The sequence below is a fragment of the Mesorhizobium amorphae genome (assembly GCF_014843845.1).
Classification (GTDB): domain Bacteria; phylum Pseudomonadota; class Alphaproteobacteria; order Rhizobiales; family Rhizobiaceae; genus Mesorhizobium; species Mesorhizobium amorphae_A.
Genome location: NZ_JHQS01000118.1, coordinates 1 through 16,563, shown reverse-complemented (window position 1 = coordinate 16,563; position 16,563 = coordinate 1). Strand labels below are relative to the sequence as shown.

At 61.6% G+C, this 16,563-nt stretch carries 12 protein-coding genes and 1 pseudogene; 1 reads left to right on the top strand and 12 read right to left on the bottom strand.

The genetic code is table 11. From position 1 onward, the window contains the following. Positions 1-286 precede the first annotated feature (286 nt). The 12 genes from DH08_RS30610 to DH08_RS30555 all read right to left on the bottom strand — a co-directional run bounded on the left by DH08_RS30610 (position 287) and on the right by DH08_RS30555 (position 15,639). Positions 287-1,435: a response regulator gene (locus tag DH08_RS30610; RefSeq protein ID WP_192182964.1), complete on the bottom strand. Its 1,149-nt coding sequence runs from the start codon at positions 1,433-1,435 to the stop codon at positions 287-289. 13 nt (positions 1,436-1,448) lie between these two features. Continuing rightward, positions 1,449-1,814, bottom strand: coding sequence for a response regulator (locus tag DH08_RS30605; protein ID WP_120011934.1), 366 nt, complete (start codon positions 1,812-1,814; stop codon positions 1,449-1,451). Beyond that, positions 1,811-4,465: a GAF domain-containing protein gene (locus DH08_RS30600; protein ID WP_192182963.1), complete on the bottom strand. Its 2,655-nt coding sequence runs from the start codon at positions 4,463-4,465 to the stop codon at positions 1,811-1,813. The genes DH08_RS30605 and DH08_RS30600 overlap by 4 nt, the downstream gene beginning before the upstream one ends. Beyond that, on the bottom strand, positions 4,431-5,015 hold the full coding sequence (locus DH08_RS30595; RefSeq protein ID WP_192182962.1) for an SCO family protein: 585 nt from the start codon (positions 5,013-5,015) through the stop codon (positions 4,431-4,433). The genes DH08_RS30600 and DH08_RS30595 overlap by 35 nt, the downstream gene beginning before the upstream one ends. Then, positions 5,012-6,019, bottom strand: coding sequence for an ABC transporter substrate-binding protein (locus tag DH08_RS30590; RefSeq protein WP_192182961.1), 1,008 nt, complete (start codon positions 6,017-6,019; stop codon positions 5,012-5,014). The genes DH08_RS30595 and DH08_RS30590 overlap by 4 nt, the downstream gene beginning before the upstream one ends. Positions 6,020-6,065: 46 nt before the next feature. After that, a complete protein-coding gene (locus DH08_RS30585; protein ID WP_192182960.1) occupies positions 6,066-7,073 on the bottom strand; it encodes an ABC transporter substrate-binding protein in 1,008 nt (335 codons plus the stop codon). A gap of 45 nt (positions 7,074-7,118) precedes the next feature. Beyond that, on the bottom strand, positions 7,119-8,129 hold the full coding sequence (locus DH08_RS30580) for an ABC transporter substrate-binding protein (protein WP_192182959.1): 1,011 nt from the start codon (positions 8,127-8,129) through the stop codon (positions 7,119-7,121). Between the two features lie 45 nt (positions 8,130-8,174). Beyond that, entirely contained in the window at positions 8,175-9,179 is a 1,005-nt protein-coding gene (locus tag DH08_RS30575; protein WP_192182958.1) for an ABC transporter substrate-binding protein, read from the bottom strand. A 29-nt stretch (positions 9,180-9,208) separates the two neighbouring features. After that, positions 9,209-9,373 carry a hypothetical protein gene (locus DH08_RS30570; RefSeq protein WP_192182957.1) on the bottom strand — a complete coding sequence of 55 codons (165 nt, stop codon included), beginning with the start codon at positions 9,371-9,373 and terminating at the stop codon, positions 9,209-9,211. A 439-nt stretch (positions 9,374-9,812) separates the two neighbouring features. Further along, positions 9,813-11,066, bottom strand: a complete 1,254-nt coding sequence (locus tag DH08_RS30565; protein ID WP_192182956.1) for a response regulator — start codon at positions 11,064-11,066, stop codon at positions 9,813-9,815. Further along, positions 11,063-11,452, bottom strand: coding sequence for a response regulator (locus tag DH08_RS30560; RefSeq protein WP_192182955.1), 390 nt, complete (start codon positions 11,450-11,452; stop codon positions 11,063-11,065). Before DH08_RS30560 ends, DH08_RS30565 begins: the two co-directional genes overlap by 4 nt. Beyond that, positions 11,449-15,639, bottom strand: a complete 4,191-nt coding sequence (locus DH08_RS30555; protein ID WP_192182954.1) for a GAF domain-containing protein — start codon at positions 15,637-15,639, stop codon at positions 11,449-11,451. The genes DH08_RS30560 and DH08_RS30555 overlap by 4 nt, the downstream gene beginning before the upstream one ends. Positions 15,640-16,014: 375 nt before the next feature. On the opposite strand from DH08_RS30555, the pseudogene DH08_RS30550 reads away from it, so the two are divergent. After that, positions 16,015-16,499 (top strand): annotated as a pseudogene (locus tag DH08_RS30550) (IS110 family RNA-guided transposase); the annotation flags it as partial. Positions 16,500-16,563 lie beyond the last annotated feature (64 nt).

Here is a 16,563-nt window from a genome sequence, read left to right as displayed (position 1 = left end):
ACCTTGGGCTTCGAAACGCCGGCTGATAGATTGCGAGCGGTGTTGCGTTGACCGGTTGAACCCGCCGCCGCATGAAAGTCATTCCCACGGCCCCGTCCATTCACCAAAAGCGGACATTGCTTTTGCAGAGGGCGAGGGGCAGCTTTGCGCAATAGGCTGCCATCGGGTTGCTACTGGCAGAACGCACACTTTCTTGCGGGCGGTTTCGAGATGGTCGTGGCTGGGATGCTTTGTGCCGACGTTCGACGGGTCGTATCGTCCGAACGAAACCGGAGTGCGTCCAACGCTAGCCTGGCCGACCGAACCACCGCACGATTTCATAGGCAGGCATTGGGCGGCGAAAACCCTTCAGCGTCAGATCGCCAACAAGAACGGATTCGACCAACGACTCGACAGCTCCGAGGACCCGTTGGCTAACAAGAATCTGGCGCGATTTGGCCTCCTCGCACAATCTGGCGGCATGGTTCGACACAGTGCCGATGACGGCATAGTCCGAGCGCTGATCAAAACCGATGCGCCCGATGGTTGCGTGGCCCCTGGCAATGCCGATCCCAAAGCCAAGCAAATAGTCCCGCTTGCGCCATCGCTCTGAATGCTCGTCAATCGCGTCGCGCATCGCGGCAGCCATTGAGACAGCTCTCTCGCTGTGGTCGGCGCATGGCAGTGGATCGTTGAAAACCACGACGATACCGTCGCCCACGAACCGCTCGAGAGTCCCCTCGTGGCGGACAATTTGTTCACCAAGACAGGAATGATACTCGGCAAGAACTGTCATGACTTCTTCGGGTTCGGCGGTCTCCGCGAAGGCTGTAAAGCCGCGCAAATCGCAGAAGACAACGGTCACCTCGCGACGGTGGCTCTGCAAGAGCGCATCTCCATTGCCAGCCGCAACGATGAGGTCGGCGACCTGTTCGGGCAGGAACCGCCTAAGCCGCGCCATTCGCTCGAGCTCCGTCACCTGCTCAGCCACAGTTTGCTCGAGCGAGCGATTCCAGTCGGAAAGTTGTGCGGCTTGGTCCTCAAGGCGTTTGGCTTGGCTCGCGACAGTGTCGTGAAGCGCCTTCTGGCGCAGCATCGAGCGCACCCGCGCTAACAGCGCCCTGTGCTCGAAGGGTTTTGTCAGATAGTCGTCGCCACCGGCGTCCAGCCCCTCGACCACGTCGCGCGTGTCGGCTTTCGCGGTGACCAGAATAACGGGAATCGATCGCAGCGATTGATCGTGCTTGAGCATGCGTACCACACCGATGCCGTCGAGCTTCGGCATCATGATGTCGAGCAGGATCAGATCCGGCGTGAGTTCGCGGGCTTTCGCAAGCCCCTCTTCACCATCGGCGGCGGTTGCAACTTCGTAGCCATTCGCCTCGAGGCGCATGCGCAGGATCTCGAGGTTTTCCGGAGTATCGTCGACCGCGAGAATGCGAGGCGGATCGTGCAAGGCACTGCCTCCCTCAGGAAAGGAACCCGCGAATTTCGGAAAGCAGTTGGCGCGGACTGAATGGCTTGGCAATGTAACCATCGCAGCCAGCAGCAAGGGCTTTCGCCTCGTCGCCTGACAACGCGTAGGAGGTGACGGCGATAATCGGAATGTGCCGGAGCGCCGGGTCGGCCTTGATGCGGCGGGCCGCTTCATACCCGTCGATCACGGGGAGCTGAATGTCCATAAGGATCAGGTCTGGCCTGTGCGCTCGGGCTGCAGCGATGCCGGCGGCGCCGTCCGCCGCCTCGATCAGTTCGTATTCGGTGGTGGCAATGAGATCGCGGATGATCTGGCGGTTGTCCTCGGTGTCTTCCACCATCAGGATTCGTTTGCTCATGCGGCCCTCACGTCCTCATTCACCCGGATTGGTACCTTCAGACGGAACGTCGACCCTGACCCGATCACGGATTCGACGTCTATGGTTCCGCCATGCATTTCGGCGATGCGCTTCGAGATCGCCAGGCCAAGACCCGTACCGCCCTTCTGCCTGGTGCTGCTGTTGTCGACCTGCTGGAATTCTTCGAAGATGAGAGCCTGGTCCTTGGAGGCGATGCCGGGACCGGTGTCACGGACGGTCATCTCGAAGTGCCCGTCGACCGCATCGGCAAGAATGTCGACCGCACCCGTTTCGGTGAACTTGACGGCATTGCCTGCAAGATTGAGCAGGACCTGCGTCAAACGGCGTTCGTCCCCGCGTCCGATTGGAAGGTTCTTGGCAACAGTCGTTGAAAGCTCAAGACCCTTCGCTCTTGCCAGCGGCTCGACAGCCGTAACGGTCGAACGAACAATCTGCGCGACGGAGTAGTCCTCGATCGCCAGCGTGAGCTGGCCGGCTTCGATCTTGGAAAGGTCGAGTACGTCGTTGATGAGCCCGAGGAGGTGACGGCCGTTTGCCTGCACGCGCGCGACGGTCGTCTTTGCCTTGTCCGGGAGTTCGCCGTAGATGCCGTCGACCAGCAGTTCTGTGAAGCCCAGGACAGAATTGAGCGGTGTCCTGAGCTCGTGGCTCATATTTGCGAGGAACTGCGACTTGTGGCGGCTAGCTGCCTCCAGTTCCCGCCCTTTCTCCTCGATCTCACGGAACAGCTTGGCATTCTGGATCGCGAGCACCGATTGGGCTGCGAAGGTCTCCAGCAGGTGGACAACTTGCTCATGGAAGGCACCTGGCTTGTAGCGCCTGACGACCAGTGCACCGACGATCTTGTTGGGCCTCAGCAGCGGAACGATCAGGACACCGCGATATCCGGCTTCGACGATCGTCTTTCTTACAAGGAAGGATGAGGCCTCCTCGCTGAGGTCGGGAAACTGCACCGGCATCCAGCGCCCGGGTGCGTCGCCGATCCCCATGTCGGCCAGCCCGATCGTCTGGTGTGATACTGCGGCGATAAGCTCATCGCTCATACCGAAGTTCGCGCGCGGACGGAATTGCTGCCGCGTGCTGCTGAACACGTAGATGGTGCCAGCATCCGTCGCTGACAACTGGACCGCTTTGGCGACGATGGTTTTCAGCACCGTGTCGAGATCCAGCGTCGAATTGACCGCCTTCATCACCTCACCAAGCGCCTCGAGCTCACCAACTGACGCGGCAAGCTCGCGCGTCCGTGACTGCACCGCCTCGAAGAGCCGCGCATTCTCGATGGCGATCACCGCCTGGTCGGCGAATGTCTCGACGAGCGCGATCTCCTTGGGATTGAAAGGTTGCGGCTCAACCCTCGTCATGACGAATACGCCAACGAGATCACCTTCCCGCAACAACGGGGCAGCAAGGACGGTGCGGAAGCCGCCTGCCTCAGCGATCAAGGCAACGCGGTAGTCCGGATCAGCGGTCACGTCTTCGATTTGCACGATCCGCCGTTCTTCGATGACGCGCCCTACGGCGGAGCCTCGGCCTGCGGCAAGCGCTGGAAGTGGATTGGCGTCGACATAAGCACGGAAACTGGGCGGGTAGCCATGCGTCGACACATAGCGGAATACGCCATCCAACAACTGCACGATACCACCCTTGTCGGCACGGCAGAGCCTGACGGCCGATTCCACCAACGTATCGAGCACGACCTGCAGATCGAAGGTAGAGCGGCTGATGACCTTCAGAACGTCTGCGGTGGCTGTCTGCTGTTGAAGGGCTTCGTCGAGCTGCTGGGTGCGCGTCTCAATCTCCTGATACAGGCGCCCCAGCTGGTCGGAGGTCTGGTTGACGTTAGCGGCGAGTACTCCAAGTTCATCGCGATTGGCGACGGCAACCTGTTGGGCGAAGTCGCCGGCCGCTATCTGGCTGAGACGCGTCTCGATCTTCTTGACCGGTTCGATCAACGACCAGGAGATGATGTAGCCGAGCCCCAACGCCAGCAGGATACTGCCCACCGCAAACGAGACCACGATCAGTCTGGACGTGCCGTACGCACCCTCGGTCGTTTCGATGGCCGCCACCATGTCGGCTTCGGCCATGTTGACCAGTTGGTTTGTCAGCCGCTCAAGGCTATCAGCCGACGGTATGATTTCATCAAGCTGAACCTTTCGCGCCTCCTCAGTGCGGCCGGCGCGGACGAGCTCTGCCACGTGCGTCACCCCGGCTGTCAGCCTTTCGTACTCTTGCCTGACTTGGCCAAGCACTTCCACCTCGGCTTTGGCGACGAACTCCATGCGGTCGAGGTCGTAGCCGAACTGATTGAGCTGGCGCATCGCCGCATCCAGCATCCGGTCGTCCTGAAGCAACAGGGCGGTGGAGATGCCGTAGAGCTGGGTGGTCGTATCGTGCTGTACCTGGCGGTAGGCTGCGATCCTGCGCTGCAGCTTGATCAGCTCGTTGGTCTGATCGTTGACCCCACTCAGCACCTGCAATCCGACGGCCCCGAGCACGATCAACAGGCCGACGATCGACAGGAACGCGATCAAGAGCTTGGTCTGGACGCGGGCCGGCAGCCGGGCAACCCAGCCAACGAGCCGGTTCGTTATGCTATTTGGATTCGTCCAAGAGGCTGACAAGGTCATCCCGGAACTCCTCCAAGTCGAACCGGACGCCAAGATACTGTACTCGCAAGATGCCATTGGGGTCTACGAGCGACGTCAACAAGGTATGGTCGACATCTCCGTTCGCCGCCTTCTTCGCGATGACCCCGTATTTCCGTCCAACCTCATGGACAATCGCCGGGTCGCCGGTAAGAAACGACCAGCCCTTCAGATCGGCGCCAAAATTCTGCGCATATTCCTTCAAAACATCGGGCGTATCGCGCTCCGGGTCGACGGTGATCGAAACGAAGGCGATTTTGGGTCCGAACGCACTACCCAACTTTTCCTGCACGCTCGCCATATGGGCGGTCAGCATGGGGCAGACGTCGGTACAGTAGGTATAGATGAATGAGACGGCGACCACCTTGCCGCGAAAGTCGTGCAGCGACACGCGCACACTGTCCTGCGATACCAAGGTAAAGTCCGGCGCCTGTCCGATCGTCGGCAGGCGCTCGTCGTGCGGCGCGTCGTGCGCGTATGCCGGCCCGGCCATCAACGCCAGCATCAAGATGCGCGCCGGCCACTCGCTCACGTTTTCAACTCGCGCTTGACGTCGTTGAAAAAGCGCCAATCGGTGCCGTTCGCGATGATCTCGTTTGGGCTCGACTTGACAATCCCGGCTTCATGCAGCCGCAGCGAGAAGAACCTCATCGTGTCCTCGGGATCGAAGTCTCGCCAATTAGAGTATGGGAGCTCGCGGAGCGACTGCACCGCGTAGTCGTATTGTTCGGTGTGTCCGCCATCCACCAGGAGGCGTGCCACCCGTTCCGGTTCGGCCGCGCAGATGTCGGCCGATTTGATGATGGCCCGGATGACGCGCTTGGTGGCAGCTGGATTTTTCTCGGCATACGCGGCGTTGACCGCCAGCATGCAGCAGTAATATTGCGACCACGGCCGGTCCTTGGAACTGTCGAGGATGACGTGGCCGACTTTGCGGGCGCGGAGGTCTTGAGCCTCAGGCGGAAAAGCCAGGAAGGCGTCGACCTTGCCCTCGGCGAAGAGCTCCGCCGGCTTTGCCTCGCCGACGATCCATTCGATGTCGCGTTGCGGATCGAGGCCGACATAGGTCGCCATGGCACTGACGAAGATATGCGGATCCGACGATAGATTGCCGCCGACGCCGACTTTGCGGCCCTTGAGATCCGCGATGCTCTTGATGTCCTCGCGTCCGAACAACTCGTAGCAGCCGACATGCACTCCGGAAATCACCTTGATCGGGGCGCCTGTGTCGACCGGAATGATTAGTGCCGTGGCAAAATCAATGCCGAAGTCGATGTCGCCGCGCGCCAGCATTGCGGTCTGAGCGATACCGGCTTCGGCGGCCACGAAGCCGAAATCCGAGAACCCCTCTGCGCGGATCAGATCCTCGGCGACGTACTGCGGAGCGATGCAGATACCCGGCGCCGCCGCAAAGCGGGCGATCGTGGTTTCAGGTGCCGCTTCGGCGGCGGCCGCGTTGCGGCCCTCTGCAAGACCCGCGGCTGCGAGCGCAGAGAGGCCAGTAAGGAAACGGCGACGGTTCTGGATAATCTGCACGAGTCTCTCCTTCCCGTGAAAAAGGCACCGCGTGTCGGCGTTAGCTCTACGTCTTCAGCTCCCGCTTTAGCTCGTCGATGAAGCTCCAGTCCGTTCCATCGGCGATGACTTTGTTCGGACTCACCTCCACGATCCCCGTTTCCTGCATCCGCAGCGCGTAGAACCGCATCGAGTCCTCGGGATCATAGTCCCGCCACTTGTCGTAGCGGGCATCGCTCAAGGTCTTCAGGGCGTAGCCGTAGTTGTTGGCGAATCCCCCGGCCACCATGTCCCGGGCGACCTGCTCCGGATCCGACACGCAAAGATCGACGGCCTTGAGCATGGCGCGCAGGACACGCTTGGTCGCAATCGGATATTGCTGCGCAAACGCTGCGCTGGTTGCCAGCATGCAGCAGTAATACTGCGCCCAGGGCCGGTCGATCGCTGTGTCGATGAGAACATGCCCAAGCTTGCGCTCCCTCGCCAATTGGGGCTGCGGCGGTGTGGCGAGAAACGCATCGATACTGCCGTCGGCGAACATCTGCAGCTGGTCTTCACTGGAAACCCACTCGATGTCCCTGGCAGGATCGAGCCCTACATAGGCAGTCATCAGCATCAGAAGCAAATGCCCGATGCCGTCCCTTTCGACGATGCCAACCCGCTTGCCCTTCAAGTCGGGCACACTCCGGATGCCGTCGTTCGCGATCAGTTCGAGGCAGCCGACATGCATGCCGGCCAATACCTTGATCGGAGCGCCCTTGCCGATGGAAAGCACATGGGAGGGTGGAAAGTTCCAGTCGAAATCGATCTCGCCGTTGGCGAGCCAGTCCGCCGAGTCGGGTCCGGTTCCGGAAGGCACGAAGCTGATGTCGGTAAAGCCCTCTGCATGCAGCAGCGCCTCCGACACGTACATCGGAGCCTGACAATCCGAGGCGTTGATGAAGACGGGAAACCGCACCTTCGTCGTTTCGGGAGGAGGTTCGGCGCGGGCCGCGGTAGAGAAATTTAAGAGTCCGGCGGTGCCAGCGGCGGTCGCGCCGGCCAGGAAACGGCGGCGGCTCTGAATGATCTGCATAGATCTCTCCATCCCACGAAAAGGTACAACGTGCCGGCTAGCTGCTCAGGTCTTCAGCTCGCGCTTCAACTCGTTGAGGAAGCGCCAATCCGTTCCGGTGGCGATTATCTCTTGCGGGCTCAACTTGATCATGCCCGTTTCGTACATGCGCAGCGCGTAGAAGCGCATCGAGGCCTCGGCATCGAAATCTCGCCATCTGTCGTACCGGATGTCACCAAGCGTTTGCAGCGCGAGTTCGTAGCTGGGGACGAAACCTCGATCGACCAGCTGCCCTGCAGTCCACGACGGATCTGAGACACAGAGGTCGGCGCCCTTGAGGATGGACCGCAGGACGCGCTTTGTCGCCGCCGGATATCTGTCTACATAATCCGCAGTCGCCGAAATCATGCAGCAGAAGTGCTGCGACCACGGCGGGTCGGTGGTCGAGTTGAGGATTGTGTGGCCTACTTTCCTGGAGCGAAGTTCCTGCGTGCGGGGCGGTTGGCCGAGCACTGCATCGTACTTTCCTTCGACGAAGCCCTCCGCAAAATTGTGCTCTTCGATGACCCATTCGATGTCGTTGACGGGATCGAGCCCAACATAGGCGGCCATCAGAGAAACCAACACGTATTGCGGCGAATCAAGCGTAAAGACCCCAACCCGCTTTCCCCGCAGGTCCGAGATGCCTTTGACCCTGTCGTTGGCGATCAGTTCGAGGCACCCGGAGTGCAGTCCGCTTAGTACCCTTATCGGCACTCCAGCATCGATCGACGCCAGATGAATCGGCACATAGTTCACACTGAAATCCGTCTCGCCGTTTGCGATCCACGCCGAATGATCAACCTTCTTGTCACCTTGCACATAGCGGACATCGGTGAACCCCTCGGCGCGCAGCATCTCCCCGGCGAGGTACAGGCCCGCCCAGCAATAGGCGCCGCCGATGTACCGCGGCAGACGGACCGAGGTGGTCTCCGGCAGCGGCTCGGCCCAGGCTTGCGTCGAGGTGCCGATAAGGCCCGCGGCGCCGGCTGACACAGCGCCGGCAAGGAAACGGCGGCGGTTCTGGATGATCTGCATAAGCCTCTCCTTCCTCGATAGGGCGCACGGCGTGTTGGCGATTGCCTACGTCTTCAACTCCTTCTTCAGTTCGCTGAAGAAGCGCCAGTCGGTGCCTTGGGCCAAGAGCTTCTGGGGGGTGCTCTTGAGCATCCCGACCTCGTGGAGGCGCAAGGCGTAGAAGCGCAGGGTGTCCTCAGCGCTATACTCACGCCAACCGTATGGGAGCCCCTTTATGACCTGGAGGGCATGGTCATAGCGCCTAGTATAGCCCTGCTCCACCAAGTACTGCGCGGACTGCTCCGGCTCGCTGGCGCAGAAATCCGCCGCTTTCAAGATGGCGCGGAGGGCGCGTTTGGTGGCCACCGGATACGTGCGGACGAACTCTCGGTTCCCAGCCAACATGCAGCAGAAGTATTGCGACCAGGGCCGGTCCACGGTGCTGCTAATCACCACATGGCCGATCTGCCGCTCCCGCATCTCCTGCGGTTCGGGGGGAAAGCCTAGGTAGGCATCGATCTTCCCCTCACTTAGGAGCCGGATGGACTCGGGTCCCGGATGCGTGACGAAGTGTATGTCCTTATGGAGGTCCAGGCCCACATAAGCCGTCATAGCGGCGAGAAAGACGTATCGGCTGGAATCTAGCGCTGGCACGGCCACGGTCTTCCCCTTGAGGTCGCGGATAGACTGGATGCGATCGGTGCCGAACAGCTCGAAGCAGCCGACGTGGAGTCCTGCCAGGATGACGATGGGATCCCCCGCTTCCAGGCGGAGAAGGAGCGGGGCGGCGAAATGCGCACTGAGGTCAGCTTCACCAGAGGCGAGGGCCGGCGCGATGTCTGCGGTCCCCTCCTTTTGGAGGTAGTGCACCTCAGTGAACCCTTCGCTGCGCAGCAGTTCTTCGGCTACATACTGGGGGGCCTGACAGATGCTGGGAATCCGGACGAGCCGGATCCGCGTCGTCTCCGGCGGTGGCTCTGAGGGGAGCGATTGGCGGACCCCAACTAGGCTCGCGGCGCCGGCTGCCGAAAGGCCGGCCAGGAAGCGCCGGCGGCTTTGGATGATTTCCATGTCCACGTCTCCCCTTGAGACAAATGGGATCAGGTTTTCAGCTCACGCTTCAACTCGTCGAGGAAGCGCCAGTCCGTTCCGTCGGCGATGATTTGTTGCGGGCTCGATTTGATCATGCCCGTCTTGGATGATCTGCTATCGGAGCGCGCCTCTCTTCCGAATCGCAAAAGGCAATTCTGGCCGGAACCGAGCAAAAGAGGTTCCGGCAGTGGCAGACAGTCTTGTGAGCGCGCCGAACACAGCGAAATTACGAGCGCGCCCAGAGTCTTGATGCGGGAGTCTTGCGCTCTCAGTCGCCGGCCCCAGTATTAGCAACCGACGATATGCCACGATACGCCCAATTTTCGCTGGTTGCGAGCGCAAAACTTACTACGCCAAACGCCCCGCCAGCACCTCGCTGTCAGGGGAGACTGTTTGCGCGGTTGCGAATGGTCACTTCGAGTTTACTTTGGCCGGACCCACCCGCTGAACGTCCGCTATCGTTCTTCGGACGCTAAAAGCCGCCAGTACGGCCAAATGCTGCCAGACAGCAAGGCGCAGCTTGTCGGCCGTTGAGGGCACCTTTGGCACCTCGTGAAAGCAGACATTGCCGGCGACGAGGCTTGACAGTCGCGGTCGCGACTGGCGCAAAGATCAGTCGAGGCTGATCCGCGTTCCCTTGGCGCCGTTGAGCAGCCGCTTGAGATGGAAGCTGGCGAGCTGGTCGTCCGGACATTTGCCGATCTGCGCGGCGAAAGCCGTAAGCGCGTTTGCATCGCCGGCCTCCAATCTGCTGAAGGCTTCGAGATAGCTCGCCGTTGACGGATCATCATACTGCTTTGACGACAAAGGCTCGAACGCGCGCAGCGCCTCGGCCCTGCCGCGCAGTATCAGATCGCCGACCGGCCGTCCGCGGAAGCCGTCAACCCTTGCAGCGGCGCTCGCGCTGACGCAGATACGCGTGCCCAGCTGCTTGTTGGCGCTTTCCAGCCGCGCCGCGATGTTGATGGTGTCGCCATAGGCAGTGTAGTCGAAGAAGCGGCCTCCGCCGAAATTTCCGACCAGCGCCGGACCTGCATGGACACCGATGCGGGTCGTACCGACCGCGACGCCCTTGTCGCGCCAGCCATCGCGGAACGATTGCGACAGCGCGTCGAGCTCGAGCGCGCAGGCAACCGCGCGCGCCGCATGGTCCTGCTGCTCGCCAGGCGCGCCGAACAGCACATGCAGCGCATCGCCGACGATCTTGGCGACGGTCCCTTCATGCGCGAACACGACGTCGGTCATGCCGGCCAAATAGTCGTTGAGGAGCGCGCCTAGCGTGGCAGGGTCGATCGTTTCCACCAGCGTGGTGAAGCTGGTAATGTCGGTGAACAGCGAGGCGACCTCGCGCCACTGCCCGGCTAGCGCCAACCCGTCGGCGTCGCCGGCCAGCCGCTCGGCCAGATTGGGCGAGAAGTAGCGCGACAGCGATGCATGCGCGCGCTCCGCGACCGCTTGCCGCCGATGCGCCTCGTGCAGCACCTCGCGATGCTTCAAGGTCTTGGCGATCGTGGTCTCCAGGTCGGCAAAGTCGATCGGCTTAGTGATGAAGTCGAAGGCGCCGCGGTTCATCGCAGTGCGGATGTTGGCCATGTCACCGTAAGCGGAGACGATGACCGTCGAAAGCTGCTGCCCCTCCGCCTGCTGCAGCTTCTCCAGCAGCGACAGGCCGTCCATACGGGGCATGTTGATGTCGCACAGCACCATGTCGATGTCGCTGTTGCCGTCGATGACGGACAGGGCGTCCACACCATCGCTGGCAAACAGGAAAATGACCGCGCCGTCGCGGATCTGACGCCGGAACTTCTGGACGATCAAGACCTCAAGGTCGGGCTCGTCGTCGACCACGAGGATGCGCGCCGTCACGCCACCATTCCCAGCCGGGTTTCGATCTGTTGCCTGAGCGCCGCAAAGTCGATCGGCTTGGTCAGCAGCGCTTCGGCGCCGTTCTCCAACGCCTTACGCTTGGTTTCGGCGTCGCCATAGGCGGTGATCATGATGACCGGGACGTCGGGCCGCAGCACCTTGAACTTCGGCAGCAGCTCGAGCCCGCTCATGCCGGGCATGTTGATGTCGGACAGCACCAGGATCAATGTCACCCCTTCGGCGTGGTCGATCTGCTCCAACGCATCGACCGCCGATTGCGCGAACTCCATTGTGAAGCGGCTGGCTCGGATGTCGCGGCGGAACTGCTGGCGAAACAGCGGCTCGACGTCGGGCTCGTCGTCGACCACCAGGATGAGCAGGCTCATGTTTCACCTCCCGATTTTGCGAGCGAGGCGGCGGCCCGCGGCAGCACGATCCGGAACTCGGTGAACTCACCGGGCTGGCTGTCGACATCGATGGTGCCGGCATGCTGTTTCACGATGATGTCGTGGCTGAGCGAAAGGCCAAGGCCCGTTCCCTCGCTGGCCGGCTTGGTCGTGAAGAACGGATTGAACATCTTCTCCTTCACCTCCGGCGGAATGCCGGTGCCGTTGTCGCGGATCCTGATTTCGACACGGTCGCCGAGACTCCTGGTGGTGGCGGAGAGCGTCGGCTCATAGCCCGCGCCATTCGCCGCGGCGCTGCGCTTGGCCGTTGCATAAAAGCCGTTGGAGATGAGGTTGAGAAGCACCCGCGTGATCTCCTGCGGGTAGAGATCGACATCGCCGGCCTGCGGATCGAAGTCCCGCATCAGCGTGACGTTGAAACCCGGCCTCTCGGCACGCGCGCCGTGATAGGCAAGGTTCAGACTCTCCTCCACCACGGCGTTGATGTCGATCGGACGGTGCTCCCCGGAACCCGCCCGTGAATGCAGCAGCATGTTCCTGACAATGGAATCGGCGCGCTTGCCGTGCTGGACCACCTTGTCGAGATTGCTCTTAAGCATGGCTGTCAGCTCGGCGACCTCTTCGCGCACGGATGCCTCCAGAGGCGCTCCGGCCAGCACACTGCTCAGATCATCGATGAGTTCGCCGGAGAGCGCTGAGAAGTTGTTGACGAAGTTGAGCGGGTTCTTGATCTCGTGGGCGATACCGGCGGTCAACTGGCCGAGTGAGGCGAGCTTCTCCGTTTGCACGAGGCGGTCCTGCGCGGTCCTCAGATCTTCGAGCGAGCGTGACAATTCGCGGGTACGCGCCTGCACCTCATCGAACAGCCGGACGTTCTCGATCGCTATGCCGGACTGGTCGGCAAACGTCTCGACGAGCTCGATCTGCCTCGGCGTGAAGTCCCGCACCTGTGACCGCGTCAGCGCGAACACGCCGACCGGCGCGCCTTCGCGCAAGATCGGAACGCATAGAATGGTCCGGTAGCCGCCGAGCTTCTGAAGCTGCGTCGCCCCGTAGTCCGGGTCGGCGAGCACGTCCGAAACGTGGACGGCGCGGGCTTCGAGGGCCACCCTTCCGGTGACGCTGTCGCGACCGGCGGTGAAGGGATTGGCTTTGGCGAAAGCCGCGGCTTCAGGCAAATTGCCGTAATTGGCCGACCACCGGTAGAGATCGCCGTCGCGCTTGAAGATGACGCTCGTGTCCGCGTCGCACAGCTTGGCCGCTGATTCTGCCAGCGTGTCGAGAACCGGCTGCAGGTCGAATGTGGAACGGCTGATCGCCTTCAGAACATCCGCCGTTGCCGTCTGCTGCTGCAGCGACTCGCTCAATTCCGCCGTGCGCGCCTGCACTTCTTCGAACAGGCGAGCATTTTCGATGGCGATGACGGCCTGGTCGGCGAAGGTCTGGATCAGATCGATTTGTTTCTCGGTGAAAGGTTGGACTTTCTGACGAGCCAGCACGAGCACGCCGATCGGATTTCCCTCGCGCATCAACGGCACACCCAACACCGTCCGGAACCAAACCTTGCTGGTCGATTCCAGGAACGTGTATTCCGGATCGGCCAGGACATCGGCCACATGCACGATCTTGCGGTCGAGCAATGCCCGCCCGACCACGGTGCCGCGTCCGGGCGCCAGGCGCTTGTCCTTCACGTACTCTTGCCAATCCGACGAGAGATTGTAGTTGGTGGCGTAGTAGAAGCCTTCCGCCTCCTGCCGGGTGATTCCCGCCATATCCGCCTCGCAAAGCTGTGCGGCCGATTGCGTCAGCGTATCGAGCACCGCCTGCAGGTCGAACGTCGAGCGGCTGATCGCCTTCAGGACGTCGGCGGTCGCCGTCTGCTGCTGCAGCGATTCGCTGAGTTCGGCGGTACGCGCCTGCACCGCTTCGAAGAGCCGCACATTGCCGATTGCGATGACGGCCTGGTTGGCGAAAGTTTTGAGGAGGTCGATTTGATTGTCGCTAAAGGGCCGCGCCTCGATGCGCCGGATCATAAGCGCTCCGATTGCTTTTCCTTCCTGCAACAGCGGAGTGGCGAGAATCGCGCGAAAACCAAGCCGTTGAGCCATCATTCGGCCAGTTGCAAACTCCTCTCCAGCGATCGTCAAGTCATGAACGTGGACCGGTACCCGATCCAATACGGCGCGGCCGGTAACGATGTCGCGCGCGAGCGGCAAGCCAGTGCCGTCAATCGGAATCGGTCCGTGATGCGCTCCCACAGCCAACCTGTCGGAGCGCAGCAGATAGATCGTTGCGTCATAGGCGTCGCAGAGCCGAGCGGCACTTTCAGCGACGGCGTCCAGCACAGGCTGAATGTCCGTAGGAGACCCGGCGATCACTTGCAGTATCGCGCCGGTCGCCGTCTGCTTCTCTAGCGCGTCGGTCAGGTCACGGCCACGCGACTCGACCTCTTCGAACAGCCGGACGTTCTCGATGGCTATGACCGCCTGGTCGGCGAAGGTCTTGAGCAGTTCGACCTGCCGATCGGGAAAATCGCCGGCTTCAAGCCGGTCGACCGTCATCACGCCGATCGGAACGCCATCCTTGAGCATCGGCACCGCGACGGTGCTTCGCGAATGCAAGAAATCGGCAAGCGCGCCCATCTTATGATCCGGATCGGCCTGATAATCCGGATCGGCCTGTATGTCGGGGATTTGCGCAACGGTGCCGCTGCTCACCGCCCGCGCTGCAGCGCTGCCACGTCCTGGTGCCATTGGGAAGCTCCGATCGATCGTCTCGATTGCTTCGGGCGGCACCCCGTAATGGGCCATGAAGTGCAGGAGCGTTCCATCGAACCGGTCGACAAAGCAGAATTGCGCCCCGCAGAGCTTGGCGGCGCTCTGGGCGATCGTGTCGAAGACCGGCTGCGCATCAGTCGGGGATCTGGAGATCGCGCGCAATATCTCGCCGGTGGCCATCTGCTGTTCCAGCGACTCGGCTAGGTCGCGGTTGCGGGACTCGACCTCTTCGAACAGCCGCACGTTCTCGATAGCGATGACCGCCTGATCCGAAAATGTCTGCACCAGTTCGATTTCGCGCGTACTGAACGGCGAGACCGACGAGCGAGCGAGGACGAAGACGCCGGTCACGGCGCCGTCACGCATCAGCGGAACGCCCAGCAGGGTGCGGAAGCCGCCGAGCCGCTGGCCTTCGATGTTGGTATACTCCGGATCGTCGAGAACGTCGGCAATCTGCTCCACGGACCCGCTCCGGGCAACGCGGGCGGCGATGCTGCCCCGGCCCGGCGTGACCGGGAGGTTGTTCATGTGTTCCTGGAATTCTTGGCTCCATCCGATCTGTACCGTCGGCTGCAACACTTCGCCCTGGCGCAGATAGATGTAGCCCATCCCGGAATGACAGAGGTCGGACGCGGACTTCACAAGCGTATGCAGCACGGAATCGAGATCGAACGCCGAACTGCTGATCGTCTTCAACACTTCGGCCGTCGCCGTCTGCTGATCCAGCGACTCGGCCAGTTCACGATTGTGCCCCTCGACTTTCTCGAACAGCCGGACATTCTCGATGGCGATCACGGCCTGGTCGGCGAAGGTCTGGACCAGCGCGATCTGGCGTACGGTGAAAAGCCGCGCCTCCGGCCGGGACAATGAAATGACGCCCACGACCTTGCTGTCGCGCTTCAGGGGGACGGCAAGCCCGGCGCGGTAGTCGCCGAGCTCATGAGCGGCGAGCGAGCGGAAGCGCGGATCGTTAGGTACGTCCTCGACATGCACGATCTCTCCGGTGAAGGCGGCGAGCCCCGAGGTCGTCTGCGCGTCGGCGGCCGGCGTGAGTGGGTTGTCGCGCACGGCAGCCACCCACTCGTCGGAATAGTTGACTTGCGCGGCAAGAAACAGCTGTTCGCCCCTGCGCAGCCAGATGACACCTCGCGTCGCCTGACAGAGCTGGATGCTCGTCTGGATAAGGGTGGTTAAGACCGTGTCCAGATCAAATGCGGAGCGGCTGATGACTTTCAGCACCTCGGCCGTCGCCGCTTGATGCTCGCGCGTTTCGTCCAACTGCTGGGTGAGCAGCGCAATCTTCGATTCGCGTTCGGAGTTCGATTTATGCACGCTGCGGTCCGATCCTCGATTGCGGCATCGGCGCCACTCTTTGATCTCTTTCGCCATGAACTTAGACCGGAAAAGCTTGGCGACCGATAGTCCAACTTTTGCCGCCACCAGGTTCGAGCCTGGTGGCTGTGTACCGAAGAGCCGCTCTTTTTGAGCGTACCTGCCGCTTTCGACATAACTCGGTGGAAGCAAAATCCCGCTGATTTGGGAATCCCCAACGATTCCAGGTCAACGCAGAACGCTCAGCGGCCATCGCTCTGCGTTTCTAGAAAGTCAGGAAAGGGTCAGGGTACGACGCTGTTCGCCACACCCGAAAGTCCGCTTTTTCAGATCCGTGCGACAGAAGCTGCCGGTCTGCTAATGATGCGGTGGACGGCTCTCCACCCCCCTTGCGGCTATAGTCGCGGGGCTAAGAGCTGGAGGAGAGCTGCCATGGGCATTGCTACGACGATTGGTCTGGATATCGCGAAGTCGGTCTTTCAAGTGCACGGCGTGGATGCGGCTGGCGAGGTTGTCACCCGCAGGAAGCTGACCCGTGGGCGGGTCCTGGGTTCTTCGAGAATCTGCCCCGATGCCTCGTCGGGATCGAGGCATGCAGCTCCTCGCACTATTGGGCTAGAGAACTGATTGCACGAGGCCATGATGTGCGGCTGCTTCCTGCGCAGTATGTGAAGCCCTACTTGAAACGGCAGAAGAACGATGCGGCCGATGCTGAGGCCATCTGCGAGGCCGTGACCCGGCCGACCATGCGCTTCGTGCCGGTGAAGACGCCGGAGCAGCAGAGTGTGATGATGTTGCACCGGGTTCGGTTGATGCTCAACCGCCAGCGTACCCAGCTATCGAACGCGTTGCGGGCGCATCTCTCGGAGTTCGGTATCGTGGCGCCGATCGGGCGGGGCGGCATCGAGCAGCTGCGGGCGACAGCAGAATCCGGGCTGATTCACTTGGTCGCGGATCAGCCGGCCTGAACCGGAACGCGTG

What these genes read in the sequence shown, in the direction of transcription:
- DH08_RS30605 (WP_120011934.1), bottom strand. Translation starts at nt 1,814, where the DNA reads ATGAGCAAACGAATCCTGATGGTGGAAGACACCGAGGACAACCGCCAG.
- DH08_RS30600 (WP_192182963.1), bottom strand. Translation starts at nt 4,465, where the DNA reads ATGACCTTGTCAGCCTCTTGGACGAATCCAAATAGCATAACGAACCGG.
- DH08_RS30585 (WP_192182960.1), bottom strand. Translation starts at nt 7,073, where the DNA reads ATGCAGATCATTCAGAGCCGCCGCCGTTTCCTGGCCGGCGCGACCGCC.
- DH08_RS30580 (WP_192182959.1), bottom strand. Translation starts at nt 8,129, where the DNA reads ATGCAGATCATCCAGAACCGCCGCCGTTTCCTTGCCGGCGCTGTGTCA.
- DH08_RS30575 (WP_192182958.1), bottom strand. Translation starts at nt 9,179, where the DNA reads ATGGAAATCATCCAAAGCCGCCGGCGCTTCCTGGCCGGCCTTTCGGCA.
- DH08_RS30560 (WP_192182955.1), bottom strand. Translation starts at nt 11,452, where the DNA reads ATGAGCCTGCTCATCCTGGTGGTCGACGACGAGCCCGACGTCGAGCCG.
- DH08_RS30555 (WP_192182954.1), bottom strand. Translation starts at nt 15,639, where the DNA reads ATGGCGAAAGAGATCAAAGAGTGGCGCCGATGCCGCAATCGAGGATCG.